The sequence below is a fragment of the Bradyrhizobium sp. UFLA05-108 genome (assembly GCF_059803455.1).
The window spans coordinates 87015-106170 of record NZ_JBANAZ010000031.1 but is presented as its reverse complement, the minus strand read 5'-3'; the positions used below and the strand labels follow the sequence as shown (position 1 = coordinate 106170).

Here is a 19156-nt window from a genome sequence, read left to right as displayed (position 1 = left end):
TCCTCGATCTCGCGTTGAATCTCCTTCAATATGCGATTCTCACCCAGCTTGGTCCGTGGATTTCTGACTCAGTAAGACTAAAGCGCGATGAGATTAGGGAAAATCGTCATCGCGCTTTAGGCTGTTGTTTGAGCATGATCTTTTCGGAAAACCGCTTCACACTTTTCCGGATCAAGCTCTAATGCGCTGCACCGGCGGCTCCGGCAAGTCTGGCGGAGCCGTGGTTGCGGGACAGCACGAGAGGCCTATTCGGCCGCGCTCGTACCGACGGCTGCAATCTCCACCCCATCGCGCACAGGACCGGTCTCCGCGGGAGGCAGGCGCTTCCCGAACTCGCGGCGCAGCAGCCACACGCTGAGAGCGGCCTGCAACGTCGTCGCCGCGATCGAGAGGTACCAGACCTGCTCGATCCGGAAACCCGGCCGCGTCGACAGCCAGATCGCCGGCAGCGAGTAGGTGAGCACGCGTGTCACCGAGCTAAGCAGCACCGGCTTGGTATTGCCGAGGCCCTGGAACATGCTCGAGCAGGTGAAGATCAAGCCCTGCGCCACCATGTTGAACGAGATGATCCGCAGGAACAGGAAGGCGATCCTCATGGTCTCGCGGTCGTTCGAGAATCCGGCGAGCAACCACTGTGGCTTCGATTGCGCAAGGATCATGAAGCCGATCATCACGACGGTGACGATCAGCACCGCCTTGACGAAGGTTTCCCGCACGCGCGCACCGTTTCCGGCGCCGACATTCTGGCCGGCGATCGGCCCGGCCGCGAGCGCAACCGCAAGCCCCGGCATCTGGATCAGACCGAGCACCCGCTGTCCGATCCCGAATCCCGCCTGGGCCGGCGCGCCGAAATCGCGCAGCACGTAATAGACCACCGCCATGAAGAAGAACATCATCGCGAACTCGCCGCCGGCCGGCAGGCCGACATTGAGGATCCGCTTCCAATGCTGGAGCTGCGGCCGCCATTTCCGAGGGTCGAAGGCGACGTAGCGCTCCAGTCTGCGGAAATACGCATACAGCATCAGCACGCCGGTCAGGACGCCGATGGAGCTTGCGAGGCCCGCACCGGCCACGCCGAGCGGATGACCCGTGCCCCAGCCCGCGATCAAGACCGGTGCCAGCGCGATGTTGATGACGACAGCAAGTGCCTGGACGAGCATGGTAGGCCGCACGATGCCGGTCGCCCGCAGCGCGGACGCCATCACCTGTATGGCAAATTGCAGCGCCAGAGCCGGCACGAACCACAGCAGATAGGTGCTGCCCGCCTCGATGGTGGCTTCGTCCGCGGCAATCGAACGCATATAGGGGCGGGACAGCGCGGACCCTGCGACCAGTGTCGCGAGCCCAAACAGCACCGACAGGACGATGGCCTGGTTGAAGATCAGGTTGGCGTCGTCTCGATCCTTGCGTCCCACGGCATGCGCGATCAGCGCGACCGTGCCGACGCCGAGCACCTGCATCAGCGCATTGACGAGGAAGCCGGCATTGCCGGCCGCGGCCACGCCCGCGATGGCGGCCTCGCCTAGTCCCGAGACGAAATAGAGATCGACGAGCTGGCAGAGCATGATCGTGATCATCCCGACCACGATCGGCGGGGCCATGGTCAGGATGTGGCTTGCGATGGAGCCGCGTGTCAGGTCTTTCATGTCGTTCCATTTCCGGCGGCGTGGCCTTCGGACGAGCGTCCGTCAGCCACGCGCCACTTCCTCATCCCACTGCTGCACTCGGTCCGAACTCGATCACCTGACGCTCGAACAGGCCGCGATAGAGGCCGCCTGGCCGAGCCGTCAGCGCCTTGTGGGTGCCCTGCTCGACGATCTCGCCGCGGTCGAACACCAGGATGCGATCTAGGCTGCGCACCGTCGACAGGCGATGCGCGATCACGATCGAGGTGCGGCCCTTCATCAGCCGCTCCATCGCCTGCTGGATCAGCGCCTCCGATTCCGAGTCGAGGCTCGACGTCGCCTCGTCCAGGATCAGCACCGGCGCGTCCGCCAGGAATGCGCGCGCCAGCGCGACGCGCTGCCGCTCGCCACCCGACAGTTTCACGCCGCGCTCGCCGACCAGCGTGCCGTAGCCTTTCGGCAGGCGCAGGATGAAGTCGTGCGCATTCGCCAGCCGCGCCGCCTGCTCGATCGCCTCCAGGCTGGCGCCGGGCCGGCCGTAGGCGATGTTCTCGGCGAGCGAACGGTGGAACAGGATCGGCTCCTGCTGCACGATCGCGATCTGGCTGCGCAGCGATTGCTGCGTCGCCTTCGCAATATCCTGCCCGTCGATCAGCACGCGGCCATCAGAGACGTCGTAGAGCCGCTGCACCAGCTTGACGAAGGTCGTCTTGCCGGAGCCGGAGCGGCCGACAAGTCCCACGCGCTCGCCAGCGCGGATGTCGATCGACAGGCCGTCATACAGCGGCGCGGGATGGCCGCCATAGTGGAACGTCACGTCGTCGAACACGATACGGCCACCCTCGATCAGGATCGGCGTTGCATCAGGCGCATCGGCAATGCCGATCGGCTCGTCATGGATCGCGACCAGCTCCTCCATGTCGTTGACCGAGCGCTGCAGGTTGTTGATGTGCATGCCGACGTCACGCAAGTACGCGTGAATGATGTAGTAGCTGGTCAGCACATAGGTGACGTCGCCGGGTGAGGCGCGCCCCGCCATCCACAGCAGCACCGAGCCGCCGATCACCGACGCGCGCAGGCACAGCAGCAGCGAAAGCTGCGACAGCGCCGTGTAGTTGTAGCGCAGCCAGGTCCGCCGCACGCGCACGCGCCAGCGCTTGATGACGCGGGCGAGCCGTGCGTCCTCGCGCGCCTCCGCGCCGAACGACTTCACCACCGCGTTGCAGGTCAGCGCATCCGCGAGCGTGCCGCCGACCTTGGTGTCCCAGGCGTTGGAGACGCGCGCGGCCGGCGCGATGTAGCGCGTGGAGAACAGCGCCGTCATCGTGACGTAGACCAACGCGCCGAGCGCGACCACCGCGCCGAGCGAGGCCCAGTGCACGCCTAACAGGATCATCGAGCCGACGAGCACGCTGAGCGAAGGCAACAGCGCCAGCAGGATGGTGTCGTTCAACAGGTCGAGCGCCCACATGCCGCGGGTGATCTTGCGCACCGTCGAGCCGGCGAACGAGTTGGCGTGCCAGTCGGTCGAGAAGCGCTGCACGCGCATGAAGGCGTCCTGCGCGATCTCGGACATCAGCTTCAGCGTGAACGGCACGATCACCTGCAAGCCGGCCAGCCGCAGCACCATCGAGGTAAAGCCGAGCGCCACGATCGCGCCGAACGCGACCAGCGCCGCATGGCGCGCGGCAGGATCGTCGGGACCGTGCGTCAGGGCGTCGACGAGACGCCCGGAGAACACCGGCATGAAGAGGTCGGCAACCGTCGCGCCCAACAGGCCGCCGCCGACCGCGAGCGCGCGCCCCGGCTGCTTCAGCCAGTGGCGGAATACGAAGGGCAGCACCACGCGTATCGCCGCGGGCCTTTTTGACAGTGCGGTCATGGCGTTATCCGGCTGCGCGCTGGCGCAGTCCGGCTCCATCAATGGACGCATGACGGCCACGAAGGCCGAAAATGGCGTCGTTAAATCAGGTCGTCGCTTGGGAATTGGAGCGGCCGGGGAATCGGGCCCGGTCGAAGCTGGCGAAAGCGGTCTCTAAAGGACCGAAGACACACCGAGCTTGAACATCGAGCGCGGGCGTACGATCTGCGAATGCGTGGAAATCATGCAAATCCCTCCCGGTTCGAGCAATGAGGCGCGCTTTATAGATGCATCGGTTGCGATTTGCAACACGGCTCGCGCAAGATGTCGCGCGAGTGTTGCAAATTTAATGCGCGTCGCCGCCGCCTTGATCTCCGCCGTCATGCCACGCGAAGGCGGGGCATCCAGTATTCCAGAGACGCCTGACGTCCCTCGCGCTGCCGCAGTGTACTGGATCGCCCGATCAAGTCGGGCGATGACGCCGTGTGTGTGGCACCGTCACGACAAATTTAATGCGCGTCGCCGCCGCCTGCGAGGGACGCCGGCTTGTTCAGGAGCAGCACCAGCAGGCTCAGGCCGAGATAGAACAGCGTCAGCATGAAGAAGGCGTCGCCATAGCCCATCACGACGGCCTGACGGTGCACGATCTGGGTGAGCTGCTTCATCGCCATCAGCGTGGCATCGCCCAGGCCCTGGAATTTCTGCATGAAAGTGTTGAGCGTCTCGGTCGCCGTTGCGTTGCCCCAGGTCACGCGCTCCTGAAGACGCGTGATGTGCAGATCGGTGCGGTCGTTGAGCACGGTGTTGATCACCGCGAGGCCGACGGCGCCGCCGAGGTTGCGCATCAGGTTGAACAGGCCGGAGGCGTTCTTGACCCGATCCGGCGGCAGCGTGCCGAGCGCGATGTTGTTGGTCGGCACCATCGCGAACATCATGCCGACGCCGCGCAGGATCTGCGGCAGCAGCAGCTCGTAGAAATCGAAGTCGCGGGTGATCCAGGTCATCTGGTAGGAGCCGATCGCGAACACGATCAGCCCGAACGCGATCATGTAGCGCATGTCGAAGCGCAGCATGAGACGGCCGACCAGCGGCGCGACCAGGAACATCGTGGCGCCGGAGACGAACATGGTCTCGCCGATCATCAGCGCGCTGTAGCCGCGCACTTCGGCGAGATAGCGCGGATAGATGTAGGTCAGGCCATAGAGCCCGATGCCGATGCAGAACTGCAGCACGCAGCCGACCGCGAAATTGCGGTTGGAAAAGGTACGCAGGTTGACGATCGGTTCGGCCGCAGTGAAGACGCGCCAGAAGAAGGCGATCGCGGAGACGGCACAGACCCAGGCGAAGATCGCCACCGACGTGTCCTGGAGCCATTCATATTGCGGGCCTTCCTCGAGCACATATTCCAGCGAGCCGAGGAAACCGGCCATGAAGATCAGGCCCCACCAGTCGAAGCGGTCGAGCAGCTCGAAATGCGGCTCGTCGAAATCGACCAGCGCCAGCACGCCCAGCGTGATGCCGATGCCGGGCACGACGTTGATGAAGAACAGCCAGTGCCAGGACATAAGGTCGGTGATGTAGCCGCCGACGGTCGGACCGACGGTCGGCGCCAGCGTCGCGACGAGACCGATGATGGGGCCGACGATGTGGAATTTCGTGCGCGGAAACACGGTGTAGGCGGAGGCGAAAACCGTCGGGATCATCCCGGCGCCCAGGAATCCCTGAAGCGCGCGCCACAAGATCATCTCCTCGATCGAGGAGGCGAAGCCGCACAGCAGGCTCGATGCGGTGAAGCCTGCCGCCGAGATCGCAAACAACAATCGCGTGCCGAGCGCGCGCGACAAGAATCCCGAGAGCGGAATCGCGATCACTTCGGCGATCAGATAGGCGGTCTGCACCCAGGAGACTTCGCTCTGGCTCGCCGACAGGCCGGCCTGGATCTCGGACAGCGATGCCGAGACGATCTGGATGTCCAGGATCGACATGAACATCCCGAACACCATGATGATGAAGGCGAACAGCCGCTTCGGCTCGATGCGCTCCGAAGCGGGGTTCGCCATCATGGCGGGATTGGCGGTCGTTGCAGTCGCCATCGTCTGGCCTCGCAGGGCTGTTCGCTTACTGCGGATGGATCATCGTGGGATCGTCGAGATCGATTTCACTATCGGCGTCGGCCGCGCCCTTGTTGGTGTCGACGGTCGCGTAGACCGACATGCCGGCGCGCAAGAGATTCTGCCGCGCGACCGACTTCGGAACGCGGATGCGGACCGGCAGGCGCTGCACGATCTTGGTGAAATTGCCAGTGGCGTTGTCGGGCGGCAGCAGCGTGAACACCGAGCCTGCGGCCGGCGAGATGCTGTCGACCATGCCGGAGAACTTGCGCATGCCGTAGGCATCGACCTTGATCGTCACCGGCTGGCCGGGACGGATGCGCTTGAGCTGGGTTTCCTTGAAATTGGCGTCGATATAGACCTCCTCGAGCGGCACGATGTTGCCGAGCCGCTGGCCGACCGCGACGAAGTCTCCGGTGTTGACGAGGCGGTTGGAGAAGGTGCCGTCGACCGGCGCGCGCACCGAGGTGAAGCTGAGGTCGCGCTCGGCTTTCGCAAGCGTGGTCTTCAACTCCGCAAGCTGCGCCTGCGCCTCGGCCTGCTGCGCCTTGGCGACGTCGACATTGCTGACTGCGACGTCGTAAGCGGCCTGCGCCGCCTTGACCGCGGCGGCGCCCTGGTCGCGTCCGGCTTCCGAAGTCTCGAACGTGGCGCGCGAGGCAAAGCCCTTGCTGCTCAGCGCCTGCTGGCGCTCATAGTCGAGGTCGGCGCGCTTGAGGCCCGCTTCGGCGGAAACGAGCTGCGCCTTGGCCTGCACGACCTGACTGTCGAGCGCTGCGACCTGGCGGCCGATACGATCGATGGTGGCCTGCTGGGTTGCGATCCTGGTCGCGGCGGCGTCGACTGCGATCTTGTAGTCGCCGTCGTCGATGCGCAGGACGACGTCGCCGGCATGCACCAGCGTGTTGTCGCCGGGCAGGATCGAGGAAATGTGGCCGGCAACTCGCGCACCCAGCATGGTGTTGTTGGCGCGCACATAGGCGTCATCGGTGGAAACGTAGAAGCGGCCGACCAGCGTGTAGTAGCCGGCATAGCTCGCTGCCGCGAGCGCAAGCAGAAGCCCGACGCCCATCAGGACGAATTTGCGCTTGCCGGATTTCGGCGGGACGGCCTTCGGTGCAGACGCGCCGGTCGCCGGCGTACCCGGGGCAGGCTTCTCGATTGCCGGCCTCTCCGGTGTTTCGGCCGTGCGGCGTTTGCTCTCCTCGGCCACCGACCGCAACTGCTCGGCCAGTGCCGCCGAATTGTCACTCGCGGCTTCGCCCTGAGCTGGTGCTTGATCCTGGGAATCCTGGCGAAGGACGCGCGCGGCCTGGTCTCTCGATACGGCCATAAAGGCCTCCCCACAAAAACACGCGATCGGGCGAGCCGCGACGCGGCCCCTCGCCTTCGCCAAATGACGAATATCATTGACCGAACCGTTCGGTCAATATAGATTATTCCCCGATCGAACCCTAGTGGCCGGAATCCTTTCTTTGGGTTTCCGGCACCAAAATCCTCAGGGAACCCTGAATCAATGGTTGCAGCCGTTCGCGACACCGTCGCTGTCGTCTCAGAAGAGGACAGCTCCAAGCGCCGCCAGATCCTCGACGGCGCTCGCAGGGTGTTCATGGATCTCGGCTTCGACGGCGCCAGCATGGGCGAGATCGCGCGCGCGGCCGCGGTCTCCAAGGGCACGCTCTACGTCTACTTCGCCGACAAATGCGCACTGTTCGAAGCCATCCTCGAGGAGGAAGCACTTCAGCACGGCCAGGTCGTGTTCAACTTCGACCCTGCGCGCGATGCCGAGACCACGCTGAAGGAGTTCGGCCAGGCCTATATCCATTTGCTCTGCCGGCCCGGCGGGGGATCGGCGATCCGCACCGTGATGGCGATCGCCGAGCGCATGCCCGAGCTCGGCCGCCGCTATTACGCGTGCGTGCTGGACAAGACCGTCAACCGGCTCGCCGACTATCTGAAGGCGCATGTTGCACCGGGCGATCTCGCCATCGACGATTGCAACCTCGCCGCCTCCCAGTTCATGGAGGTGTGCAAGGCCTCGCTGTTCCTCCCCTTCATTTTCCAGGCCGCCCCAGCCCCATCCGAGGAGCGCATCATCGCCGTGGTCGACAGCGCGACGCGGATGTTTTTGGCCGCGTACCGGGCGAAGTGAGAACAGCAAGCGGCGTGTGATCTGCTCACCAAATCCACCAGTGTCATGCCCCGGCTTGACCGGGGCATCGGATCGCCCGATCAAGTCGGGCGATGACGGTTGAGGGTGGGGCAAGCGCGTTCCTCAATCTCGTCATTGCGACCAGCGCGTTGCGCATGCGGTCCGCGTGACGCTATACATAAGCCATGTCCTCTGATCTCCGCCTCAACCGCACGCCGGTCGACGTTCTCAACTACGAGATCGTTCAGGAGCAGGCATCTGCGTTCGGGCGGATGGGGCGAGCGCTGGAACAAGCGCTCGCGAAGCTGCGCGAATTCGATGCCACGCATCCGCCCGCGGATGCGCGTGCATCAACGCATCAGGCACGCCGCGCTCTGGTGATGGAGGCCGGCCACGCGCTCTGGATGTTCGTGGTACAGCGGGAGGCGTGCGGCATTCGCGACAGCCGACCCGTCATGCGCGACTACAACGTGCCAGGCGAGGTGCAGCGCTGCATGGGGCTGGTTCCGGCACCATCGATGCGGGCCGCAAAGTAGGTTCAACGATCACAGGCGTACGTGCGCCCTACTCGTCCTCGAACTCGTCTTCCTCGTTGACCTTCTCGCGCTTGCCTTTCCGACCGAGCGAGCCGGTCACGTAGGGGTCGCGCGAGTTGGCATAGGGATTACGCTGCTGGGCGCGGGCAGCGACCTCTTCGCCGGAGACGGCAGCCGGTTGGCAGATCAGGCGGCGGCTGGCGCGCCGCATCAAATCGACGTGGATGTGATCGTAGTGATAGACGTTGGAGCCCGGCGCGAGCACGGTCGTGAAATGCGCGCACGCGCCGGACTGCACGTCGCGCAGAAAACCCTGCTCCTCCGGCAGGCCGCGCCAGCCGTCCTTCACCGAGATGCGGCGGCCATCGACGAGCGTGAAGGCGGCGATGTCGAGCGCATTGCCGAAGGCGTGCTCTGAGATATGGGCGTGCGGATTGCCGTTCATGCCGCGGCAGGAATAGGCGGAGATCTGCTTGATCTCGACCACGCGCTGGCCGAACCAGCGCATCGCCGAGGGCTGCACGGTGTCGGCGAACCAGCGATCGAGCTCGGAGACGATCGGGCAGGCCAGCGTCGCGGTCGGCTTCACCGCAACCGGGCCGACGGCGCCGACGGGACTACCCTGCCCGGGACCAAGCCGCGGCAAGGGTTGCTGCTCGGGGCGCTGCGCATACGGCGCCTGCGATTGCGAGGAGTAATTCGGCCGCGCCGGATAGCTCGGCGCGTTCATGTAGCGCGCCGCTCCCGCCGCATCGGTGCCCTCGGGCGGCAGGTCGATCTCGTCTTCCTGCGGCGGTGCGACGCCGGGCGCGCTGAGCGAGATCGGACCTGAGCTTCCGCCATAGCCGGAGGGCTGGTTCTGGCGCTGCGGATAGCTCGAGGCGTTCGGATAGGCCTGGTTCGGATAGCTCTGGCTCTGCGGATAGCTCGGCTGCGTTCCCGGCCAGCGCGGCTGGTTGCCAATGCTCGCCGGCGGCCGCAGTTCCTCGTCGGCGAAGCCAAAGCTGCTGGAGCCTTCCCCGATGGCTGCCACTTTCAGCGGAAATTCTGCTCCACAGGCGCCGGGGCCGGAGATCGGCTCGATCCGGACGATCTCGGCGCTCTCTTTCACCGCGCCCGATTTCAGGCACGCGGCTTCCGCCTCGGCCCGCCACGGTTCGCGCTCGGCCTGGAAGAAGCCGCGTCCGCAACCCGCAAGCGAAACAAGGACGATGGAGCCGACGAGATACAAACGAACTCCGCGCGTCATGCACGCAGGTTCGGTGAATTTACTTAAAGACTCTTCAACGCTTTGATTTTACGTTTCTTTAACCATGAGGGTCGGCCCTTGCGGCGGGAGAGCGACAGCAACGCTGGCTTTTTCACCGACAGACTCGCTGTTAATCTTACGAGTTGCGCGCAAAGACGCGCGAACAGAGGGAGCTCCTTTATGACGTTCGTCGGTAGACTGAGCGTTGTGACTGCGTACCTCGCAATAGCCTTTGTCGGAGCCATCGTGCTCGGCGTGATCTAGTTTCCAGACACGGCAAAGCTCAGTCGTAATTCGCGCACTCCGATCCGGTGACGCCGCCGATCTTCAAATCGCGGCACATCATGCCGGGATTATCGGGGTCGGGAGAGCGGTCGTCCTTCTCGCGAACGGTATGGTCGAAGCCCCAGCCGCGCGACAGCATGCAGCGCTCGTATTCGCGCGACGTCACCGTACCGTTCTGCGGCTTGCCGAACTGCGCGTCACAGAACGCACCATCCGCCTGCAGCTCGTCAGGACCGCGCTGCCGCTTCAGCGCGTTGCGATAGATGTCCGTGTCGGCCCGCGCCGCGACGATGCCGCCGACCAGTAGCGCGGCGACGAGAATGAGGCGGAGCATGTTGGCTCTCCTTTCCAGCGATCTTCAGTGATCGGTCGCAAGCAAAGGCGAGAGCGATTCGATGAAAGGCGATGACGGACAGGAGCAGGAAGGCGCTCTCGCGCCAACTGTGACGCAGCTCACTCCGTCGATGCCGATGCCGTGACATCAGTCACGGAAGCCGCGGTGGGCTCCGCGTAGGGTCGAACCACGCTCAGTGGATCACCGACATCCGGCCACACCGTTTCCACGCCACATTTGGGAGGCTGCCATGACCAGGCTTTCTGTCGCCGCTACCGCGCTCTTCCTCGCTACGACCGCAATTGCCCATGCCGGCAACGCGATTTCCTTCCAGATCGACGGGCAGAGCATCCACATCCAGGCTCCGAGGAACTGCGCCTCGCTGGATTGCGTCACCATCGTGGCGCCCGGCCTGTCGAACAAGCCGATCAGACTCAACAACATCAACCTCAACGGTTTTGGCTCCAAGGACGATGACGACACCACGTCGTCGAGCACGACGACCACGACCCCACCGACTCCGGCGCCTGCCGCGCAGCAACCCACGCCGCAGCCGCCGGTCCCGGCGACCGCGCCTGCCGCACCAGTCGTGACTGCGCCGCCTGCGCCGTCCACGACCGTTACCACGCCGACCACCACCGCGGCCGTGGGCGCCAACGTCACGCAACAGGCAGCGCCCATTGCACCGCCTGCTCCCGTTGCCACACCGGTCGTGACCACGCCCGCACCGGCCCCTGTTGCGGCTGCGCCCGCACAGGCCACGCCGCTTGGCCTGTGGGCGACCGAGGAGAACAAGGGCAATGTTCGCGTCGAAGACTGTGGCGGCAACCTCTGCGGCTATGCCGAGAAGACCAACGAGAAGATCCTGATCAACATGAAGCCCGATGGCGCCAAGTGGAGCGGCCGCATCCACGATCCCGACTCCGGGCGCAACTACGACTCCACGATCGCGATGAAGGGCCCGAACATGCTTCACGTGCAAGGCTGCGCCTTGGGCGGCATATTCTGCGGCGGCCAGACCTGGAAGCGCGTGAGCTGACGCGCGTCATCCCGGGGCGATGCGAAGCATCGAACCCGGGGTCTCCCGCCACAATCTCCGGATTCCGGGCTCGCGACTTCGTCGCGCCCCGGAATGACGAGCAAGGACCGTGACGCCACGCCCCGAAATCCGGGACGTGGCGTTTGAACGTTGGCAACGCCTGTGCGACAGACGTTCATCCGCCATTCAGCCATCTCCGGCTGAAATCGGCTGATCTCGCCTCGTGTCTTTCACCGGGACCCTCACTGTGGCTTTGATGCTGGCTTGGCGCCGCTGCGTGCTCGCGCTTCCGCTGCTGGTCGTGCCGCTCGCTGGCGCGACGGACGCATGCGCATCCGACGCGACCCTGCTCGCGCAGGCGCAGCCGGCGCCGCAGGCGACGCCGACACCGTCTCCCTCGCAGGCGCCCGCGACACCGGCACCTGACGTTCAAACCGCCGCGCCTGCAGAGCCGATCGGCAACGTCGCCACCGTGACGGGGATCGCCACCGTGATCCGCGACAAGAATTCCTATCCGCTGAAGGCGCGCGACGACATCTATCTCAATGACGTCGTGCAAACCGCTTCGAACTCCTCGCTCAGCATCGCCTTCAACGATTCCACCACGTTCAATCTGTCGGCCAGCGCCAAGATCACCATCGACAACTACGTCTACGAGGACGGCGGCAAGCAGAACTCGGCGATCTTCGACGTCGGCAAGGGCACGGTTGCCTTCGTCGCCGCAGCGGTCGCCAAGACCGGCGACATGAAGATCACGACGCCGACAGCAACGCTCGGTATTCGCGGCACCACCGGCGTCATCGACGTGCCGGCCAACGCAAGTGCTGCAACGACCGCGACCAACAACGTCAACATCAAGCTCTATCCCGACGCCGACGGCAGGGTCGGCCACATCGACGTCAACGACCGCACCAGTGGCGCACGGCTCGGCGCGCTGACGCAAGGCGCATCCGGCTTTGCCATCCGCCCCGGAACGGGCGGCGTGCGCTTTGCCGCGGTGCCGATCACGATTGCCCCGCAACAGGTCGCGCGCGACCGCGCCTTCGTGAGCCAGGTGCATCAGGCGCAGACCACCGGCCGGCAGATCGTCACCGAGCAGCGCGAATTCCGCAGGGCCAATCCGGGCGCTGCCCCGCGCATTCCGCGGCCGGTCCAGCCGGCTCAACCGCAGCAGCAACAGCCGCGGCCGAACGGTCAGCCCGGACAACAGCCGCAGCGGCCCAATGGCCAGCCCGGGCAGAACAACCGTCCGGGCCAGCAGCAGCCGGGTGCGCCGAATCGTCAGGGCACACAGCAGCCGCAGCGCCAAGGACAAGGCGGCGCGGCTCAGCCGGGCACGCCGCGCACCGGGCAAGGCCAGCAGCAGGGTGCGCCGCGCACGGGACAGACGACGCCCGGCGGCACGACCAGTCCGCAAGCGCCGCGCGGCGGGCAGGCTCCGGCAGGCACGACAACGCAACCAGGCGCTACGCCTCAGCCGCAGACACCGCATGCCGGCCAGCAGGGCCAATCGACCCCGCCCGCTGTCCAGCCGCAGCAAGGTGGCGTGCAGCGGCAACCCGGTTTGCAGCAGCGCCTACCGGGCCTGCAACGCCCGGCACCGCGCAAGCCGGCATCGCCGAGGGAGAAGAAAGAGCGGAGGTAGCGGTGCCGCCCCCTGTCGGTAGAGGGTACGCGTCGATGCAGTGCTCGTTTACATTTCTCTTGAACTCACGCCTCGCCGCGGAGCCAGGCCTTTACCTTTTGCAGCAAGCCGTGTCGCAGCTCCTCGACCGAAGCCGCCTCCGCAGGCGTCAGCGACTGCATCGCGGCGTCGACGTCGTCCATGGCTAGTGGCGGTGTGGCTTCCGCTTCAGTCGGCGCGAGGCCGGCGGCGGCGAGCGCGATCGGGCCGACTTGCAACAGGAACGCTCGCTCATACTCGCGCGACAGCCGCGCGACTGCATCCTCCAGCGGCAACCAGTCGACCGCCTTGACGTCGTTCATCAGCTTGCGGACCGGCCCGCCGTCCGCCTCCATGCGCCAGAAATGGACGATCTTGGAACGCCCACCGGACGGATAGGCGAGCGTGCCCAGAAATTCGCGGATGGCGACGTCGTGGCCAGTCTCCTCCAGCACCTCGCGGTGCGCGGCTTCCCTCAGCGTCTCGTCATCGTCGAGTTTGCCCTTGGGCAAAACCCATTCATTGCGCTTGCGCTGGCGCACCACGGCGATCAACGGCGCGTCGCGCCGCACCACAATTCCCCCTGCCGCCAGAACCGGCGCCCGCGCCATCACTCGTTACCTGCCGTGTCGAACGAATCGCCCTCGCGGACGATATAGGCCGCCGACACGGCGGATTGAAGGCTTCTTTAGTGGAGCATGATCTCCGCGCAAACGCGTTCCGCGTTTGTCGCGCGGGAAAACCGGTGCCCACTTTTCCGGATCATGCTCTATTTTTTCGCAGCAGCGCCTGCCCGGCACGGATGCGCGCACCCTCGGCGATGCCCTCGCAGAAGGCAAAATCGCCGGGCGCCAGGATGATGATGGTCGAGCCGTGCTCGAACCAGCCGAGCTCCTCACCTTTCTTCACGCTGACGTCGCACGGGAAATTGACCGGGCCGCGGGTCTGCGCATTCAGCACCATGTCGAGGAAGTGCAGCCGGATGCTCGCGACCAGAATCGCCGCCACCGGCACCAGCGTCACCGCCTCGCCGGTCGACAGATGCGTGCGGATCACCGCGCGCTCGTTCTTGCAGAACAGCCGCTCGACCCGCTTCAGCGCGATCGGGTTGACGTTCCAGACATCGCCATGGATCAGCGTGACGCGCTCGATATGCGCGTCATAGGGCGCGTGGAAGCGGTGGTACATGCTCGAGGTCAGTCGCAGCGTGACGAAGGAGCCATTGCGATGCTGCTCGACAAGCGCGGGATCGCCAAGGAGATCGAGCAGCGAATAGGGCGCGCCCTTGACCTGGAACAGCTCGGTGTCGGCGATCTTGCCGTGCGCGCCGACGATACCGTCGGAGGGACTGGCGACGATCGCGGGACCCGGATCGAACGGCCTCAGGCCCGGCTTCAGCTCCCGCGTGAAGCAGTCGTGCAGGCTCTTGAAATGGGTCTTGCGCGCCTCCGACAGGTCGAGGTCGGAGAACAGCTTCCACAGCGCGATCGATCCGTCGCGCACCAGCGGGTTCTCGATCTTGGAGAACCAGCCCATGAAGCGCGTTAGCGCCGCACGCGGAATGCGGTTGGTCAGCAGGAAGTTGAGGTCTTCCTGCTGGGTGAAAGAGGCGATGAGGGCTTTGACTGTCATGAATCTGTCAGCAGGTAAGGTTAGCGCTTGTTGTCATGGAAACGACACTCCCGATTCTCTCATTGTCCGTGGCCGCCGCAGCATCCGCTGCCGCCGCCTTCCCGAAGCTCAAGGCGCGGATCGAACTCTCCCGCGCCAAGCACCGCTCGCTCTCGGGGCATTCCAAGATGTCGCGCCGGGTGGCGCGGCTGATCCCGTTCTACGAGTTCGAGGGCGACGACTATTTCGCCTGTGACGGCGCGCCGACGAATGTCGCAGCGCAGCGCCAGGACGGCTTCTTTCGCCTCGCCGGTCTCTACGCCACGCGCTACGCCAAGGGCCGCGCGCTGACGAAGGAGGCGGCGGAACGAATCTCCGACCTTCAATTCACCGAAAGCTACCGCGTGCCGTTCCAGTTCTCCCGCCTGGTGCGCGAGAACCTGGGCACATCGAGCTTCATGCAGTCGTCGAATGGCGTCACCGTCACCGATCTCGACGGCAACGTCTCCTACGACCTTACCGGCTCCTACGGCGTCAATATCTTTGGCAACGACTTCTACAAGGAGTGCATCGAGGAAGGCGAGAAGCGCGCCCATGCGCTGGGGCCTGTGCTCGGTCCTTACCATCCCGTGATCGCCGAGAACGTGACGCGGCTCTGCCAGATCTCGGGGCTCGACGAAGTCTCCTTCCACATGTCCGGCACCGAAGCCGTGATGCAGGCCGTCCGCCTTGCGCGCTACCACACCAAGCGCACGCATCTGGTGCGCTTTGCGGGCGCCTATCACGGCTGGTGGGGCGACGTGCAGCCCGGCGTAGGCAATCCCATCGCCGCGCACGAGACCTACACGCTCGCCGAGATGTCGGAGAAAACGCTGCGTGTCCTGAAGACACGCCGCGACATCGCCTGCGTCTTGGTCAATCCGCTCCAGGCGCTGCATCCGAACGCGAACGCGCCCGGCGATTCCTCGCTGGTCGACAGCTCGCGCGGTGGCAACTTCGACCGCGAGGCCTATACCGCCTGGCTCGAGAGGCTGCGTGAGGTCTGCACCGAGCGCGGCATCGTGCTGATCTTCGACGAGGTCTTCGTCGGCTTCCGTCTCGCCCCCGGCGGCGCCCAGGAATATTTTGGCGTGCGCGCCGACATGGTGACCTACGGCAAGAGCCTCGCCGGCGGCCTGCCGGTCGGCGTGGTCTGCGGCGAGAAGGACCTGATGCGCCGCTTCCGCGACGATCGTCCCGCCGACGTCTGCTTTGCCCGCGGCACCTTCAACTCGCATCCCTACGTCATGACGGCGATGGACGAGTTCTTGAGCCGGCTCGCAAGCCCTAACTTCCGCGCCATCTATGACGGGCTGGATGCGACCTGGAACGGCCGCGCGCAAAAGCTCAACCAGATGCTGAGCGAGGCCGACCTGCCGGTGCGCGTCGCCAATCTGTCCTCGATCTGGACGGTGAAGTACACCGAACCGTCTCGCTACAACTGGATGCTGCAATATTACCTGCGCGCCGAGGGCCTCGCCTTGAGCTGGGTCGGCACCGGACGGCTGATCTTCAGCCTCAACTACTCCGACGCCGATTTCACCGAGGTCGCCGAACGCTTCGTCCGCGCCGCGCAGAAGATGAAGGCCGATGGCTTCTGGTGGCACGATCCTGGCCTCACCAACAAGCGCATCAAGCGGCAGATCCTGAAAGAGATGCTGGCCAAGCGCTTCGGACGCTGAGGCTCGTTTTTCCCACACATCCACTGTCATTCCGGGGCGCGGCGCAGCCGCGAACCCGGCATCTCTAGATTCCGGATTCGGTCCTGCGGACCGCCCCGGAACGACGGTGTATGGCGCTTCCAAGACGTGGATGCCCGGGACGGGCCCGGGCATGACGCAACCTTTGAACATCGGAGTGTTTGGTATGAGCCGCGCGCTCAGGCGTGCTGCTCGCTGAGCTCAGGCTCGGCAATGAAGCCCAGCGTGTGCTCGGGGACGAGATGCAGGCCGGGGTCCATCAGCTCGCCGCGCATCAGCGCGAGCGGTGCCTTGCGGTAGAGCATCAGGTCGTGGAACGGGTCGGTCAGGATCTTGGTCATCCAGACGAGGCCGGTCTCGACGTCGCGGATGAAGAACAGGTGCACGGTGCGGAACAGCAAGCCCCCGGCGCCGACCGCGAGCCAGATCTTTGCGACCTGCCGCATGAAGTCGGTCGCGCTCGCGAACGGCTTGAATAGGCCGAACAGCGTCGGATCGGCAAACAGAACCAACGGCGACAGCGCCCAGATCGCCATCAGCACGACCTTGCGCTGAAGATTGTAGCCGACCTTGATCTCTTCCTTGTGCTCGTGCGTCGCCTGGTTGATATGGTCATAGCCCTTCGGCTCGAAGAAGAAGTGACCGGCCTGGCGCGAAGTCATCGACACCAGCCAGCCGACCAGCCCCGAGACCACGGGATCAACGAACAGCCAAAGATAGGCGAACAGGAAGCTCGCCGCGCTGACGAAGTGCAGGCTCTGATTGATGCGGCTGTGATGGTAGTAGCGGTGGTCGTCCCAGCGCTGGATGCGCAGCTGCTCAAGGAATTCTTTGATCATACTTTCCCCCTAAAGGCTTCGGGTAAGGAGATACAGGGATTCGATGTAGGGCGTGTGACATCATCATTTTGTCATATGACGATGTGCGCGACGCGGTGACGCATGAACGCGTGGAGCCGTTGGCTCAGGCCGCTTTGGCGACCTGAACTTTGCGCAAGCGGACCAGCGAGAAATGGCCGAGCGGCGGAATCAAGCGGCGCTCTGCGAGCTCCATGCCATGCGCACTCGCGAGCCACTTGGCGTAGCGCGACCAGGCGAACTCGGCGGTGCGGAAGCCGAGGTGACGCACCACCGGCTGGAGCTTCTGCTCGATGAAGCGGCGCATGCCGGCATCCGCGCTGACGCGGGTCAGGATGATCAATTCGCCGCCGGGACGCAGCACGCGCGCGAACTCGTCCAGCGCGATTTCCGGGTTGGGAACGGCGGTGACGACATATTGCGCCATCACGACGTCGAAGGAGTTGTCGGGAAACTCGAGCTTCTCGGCGTCCATCACCGCGAGGCCCTCGACGTTCTTCAGCTTCAGCTCCGAAACGCGGCGGCGCGCCTTGTCGAGCATGGCCTCCGAAATATCGGTGCCGAAGATGCGGACGTTCGGCGCGTACATCGGCAGCGAGATGCCGGTGCCGACGCCAACCTCGAGCACGCGGCCGCCGAGCTTGTTGGTCGCTGTGATCGCGGCCTGCCGGCCCTTGGCGAACACGCCGCCGAACACGAGGTCATAGACCGGCGCCCACCGGTCGTAGGCCTGCTCTACCGTGCCGCGGTCGAGGTCGAGCTGCTGCGACTCTTCGAACTTCATAATCTTGGCCATTAGCAAAAGTCCCGTTTGGTTCAGATGTTCCAAATCAACCCCGCACCGGCCGCCGCGCCATGACGGGCGTCGGGCGCAGCGAGCGGCTGGGCTGGAGTGAGGTGAGGTTTCCAACGAACTGACGCGCACTGTTTTCCCAGGAGCGCGCCAGCGCGAAGTTGCGGCAGGTCTCGCGCGACATGGTGAGCGCGCGCAGGCAGGCGGCCCGCAGATCGTCGTCGATCGCTCCGATCGGATGATCGGCGATGACGTCCTTCGGACCCGTCACCGGAAACGCCGCGACCGGCGTGCCGCAGGCCAGCGCCTCGAGCTGCACCACGCCAAAGGTGTCGGTGAGGCTCGGGAACACGAAGACGTCGGCGGCTGCGAGATGCGAGGTGAGATCGGCGCCCTTCTTCTCGCCGAGGAAGACGGCGCCGGGATACTTCTTCTCGAGCTGCGCCTTCTGCGGCCCATCGCCGACGACGACCTTGGTGCCGGGCAGATCGAGCGAGAGGAACGCGTCGAGATTCTTTTCCACCGCGACGCGCCCCATCGCCATGAAGATCGGCCGCGGCAGGTCGAGCTTTGCCGGACTATCGGGATGAAACAGCGTGGTGTCGACGCCGCGCGTCCAGAAGCCGAGCCGCTTGAAGCCGCGCTCGGACAGCTCCTGCCGCAGCGATGGCGTCGCCACCATGGTCATGGCGGCGGCGTCGTGGAAGTGCCGCAGCACGGCGTAGCCGACGCTATCGGGAATGCCGGTGCGCACCGAAACGTATTCAGGGAATCGCGTGGTGTAGGAGGTGGTGAAGGCAAGCCCGCGCCGGCGGCAATAGGCGCGCGCCGCCCAGCCGATCGGGCCTTCGGTTGCGATGTGCAGGGCTTCGGGCGCCGCCGCCTCGATCCGCCGCGCGATCTCGGCGCGGCTCGGCAGCGCGATGCGCAGGCCCGGATAGGTCGGCAACGGCAGCGACCGGAAGCCATCCGGCGTCAGGAAGTCGATCTCGACATCGAGGGCCTTGGCCGCATTCGCCAGCGAGGTCAGCGTCCGGACCACACCATTAACTTGCGGATGCCAGGCGTCAGTCGCGATTAATACCCGCATGGGAAATCCCGAGAGTTTGATGATTCTCGGCTTAGGACCATCAACGAAGGATATTTCAGGCGTGTGACGTCACAGAAGTGTCGGCCCACTGTTTTGTTCGTTAACAAGTCCAGACAGCCACGAAACTGTCATGAAACAATCCTTGCCGCGACGAAACCGTTTTCGATTTCTCGCGCAAACGTCCCGAAACTTTTCGCCGCTACGAGTTCAG

At 64.9% G+C, this 19156-nt stretch carries 17 protein-coding genes; 6 read left to right on the top strand and 11 right to left on the bottom strand.

From position 1 onward, the window contains the following. Positions 1-182, top strand: a 182-nt coding sequence (locus SO140_RS23065; protein WP_498543167.1) for a hypothetical protein, incomplete at its 5' end; no start/stop codon positions are given. 63 nt (positions 183-245) lie between these two features. Here the strand turns inward: SO140_RS23065 and SO140_RS23060 are convergent. The 4 genes from SO140_RS23060 to SO140_RS23045 form a co-directional block, all read right to left on the bottom strand. Then, positions 246-1646 carry an MATE family efflux transporter gene (locus tag SO140_RS23060; protein WP_449381809.1) on the bottom strand — a complete coding sequence of 467 codons (1401 nt, stop codon included), beginning with the start codon at positions 1644-1646 and terminating at the stop codon, positions 246-248. A 61-nt stretch (positions 1647-1707) separates the two neighbouring features. After that, positions 1708-3507: an ABC transporter ATP-binding protein gene (locus SO140_RS23055; protein ID WP_449381810.1), complete on the bottom strand. Its 1800-nt coding sequence runs from the start codon at positions 3505-3507 to the stop codon at positions 1708-1710. Between the two features lie 488 nt (positions 3508-3995). Continuing rightward, positions 3996-5579, bottom strand: a complete 1584-nt coding sequence (locus SO140_RS23050) for a DHA2 family efflux MFS transporter permease subunit (protein WP_449381811.1) — start codon at positions 5577-5579, stop codon at positions 3996-3998. Positions 5580-5604: 25 nt separating this feature from the next. Further along, entirely contained in the window at positions 5605-6930 is a 1326-nt protein-coding gene (locus tag SO140_RS23045) for an HlyD family secretion protein (protein ID WP_449381812.1), read from the bottom strand. A 183-nt stretch (positions 6931-7113) separates the two neighbouring features. Here SO140_RS23045 and SO140_RS23040 point away from each other — a divergent pair, with 183 nt between their 5' ends. Together SO140_RS23040 and SO140_RS23035 are read left to right on the top strand one after the other, a co-directional pair. Next, positions 7114-7749: a TetR/AcrR family transcriptional regulator gene (locus SO140_RS23040; RefSeq protein WP_449381813.1), complete on the top strand. Its 636-nt coding sequence runs from the start codon at positions 7114-7116 to the stop codon at positions 7747-7749. A 185-nt stretch (positions 7750-7934) separates the two neighbouring features. Further along, the gene (locus tag SO140_RS23035; protein WP_449381814.1) at positions 7935-8285 is read left to right on the top strand and encodes a DUF6665 family protein; all 351 of its coding nucleotides are present in this window, start codon (positions 7935-7937) and stop codon (positions 8283-8285) included. A gap of 28 nt (positions 8286-8313) precedes the next feature. Here SO140_RS23035 and SO140_RS23030 read toward each other — a convergent pair whose 3' ends face one another. Both SO140_RS23030 and SO140_RS23025 read right to left on the bottom strand, forming a co-directional pair. Further along, a complete protein-coding gene (locus tag SO140_RS23030) occupies positions 8314-9534 on the bottom strand; it encodes an extensin-like domain-containing protein (protein WP_449381815.1) in 1221 nt (406 codons plus the stop codon). 283 nt (positions 9535-9817) lie between these two features. Further along, the gene (locus SO140_RS23025; RefSeq protein WP_449381816.1) at positions 9818-10153 is read right to left on the bottom strand and encodes a hypothetical protein; all 336 of its coding nucleotides are present in this window, start codon (positions 10151-10153) and stop codon (positions 9818-9820) included. 250 nt (positions 10154-10403) lie between these two features. Between SO140_RS23025 and SO140_RS23020 the strand changes: the two genes are divergently transcribed. After that, positions 10404-11192 (top strand): DUF2147 domain-containing protein, encoded by a 789-nt coding sequence (locus SO140_RS23020; RefSeq protein ID WP_449381817.1) that lies wholly within the window; start codon positions 10404-10406, stop codon positions 11190-11192. A gap of 256 nt (positions 11193-11448) precedes the next feature. Beyond that, entirely contained in the window at positions 11449-12837 is a 1389-nt protein-coding gene (locus SO140_RS23015; protein ID WP_449381818.1) for a FecR family protein, read from the top strand. A gap of 65 nt (positions 12838-12902) precedes the next feature. On the opposite strand, the gene SO140_RS23010 is transcribed toward SO140_RS23015, so the two are convergent. Together SO140_RS23010 and asd are read right to left on the bottom strand one after the other, a co-directional pair. Further along, a complete protein-coding gene (locus SO140_RS23010; RefSeq protein WP_449381819.1) occupies positions 12903-13466 on the bottom strand; it encodes an NUDIX hydrolase in 564 nt (187 codons plus the stop codon). Positions 13467-13617: 151 nt separating this feature from the next. Further along, entirely contained in the window at positions 13618-14487 is an 870-nt protein-coding gene (gene asd, locus SO140_RS23005; RefSeq protein WP_449381820.1) for an archaetidylserine decarboxylase, read from the bottom strand. Between the two features lie 35 nt (positions 14488-14522). Here asd and SO140_RS23000 point away from each other — a divergent pair, with 35 nt between their 5' ends. Next, on the top strand, positions 14523-16187 hold the full coding sequence (locus SO140_RS23000; RefSeq protein WP_449381821.1) for an aminotransferase class III-fold pyridoxal phosphate-dependent enzyme: 1665 nt from the start codon (positions 14523-14525) through the stop codon (positions 16185-16187). A 197-nt stretch (positions 16188-16384) separates the two neighbouring features. Here the strand turns inward: SO140_RS23000 and SO140_RS22995 are convergent, their stop codons facing one another. From SO140_RS22995 to SO140_RS22985, 3 genes are all read right to left on the bottom strand, one after another. Next, positions 16385-17044, bottom strand: coding sequence for a hypothetical protein (locus tag SO140_RS22995; protein ID WP_449381822.1), 660 nt, complete (start codon positions 17042-17044; stop codon positions 16385-16387). Positions 17045-17168: 124 nt separating this feature from the next. Continuing rightward, complete coding sequence (locus SO140_RS22990) at positions 17169-17858, bottom strand: class I SAM-dependent methyltransferase (RefSeq protein WP_449381823.1); 690 nt, start codon at positions 17856-17858, stop codon at positions 17169-17171. A gap of 34 nt (positions 17859-17892) precedes the next feature. Then, entirely contained in the window at positions 17893-18945 is a 1053-nt protein-coding gene (locus tag SO140_RS22985) for a glycosyltransferase family 4 protein (protein ID WP_449381824.1), read from the bottom strand. Positions 18946-19156: the final 211 nt, after the last annotated feature.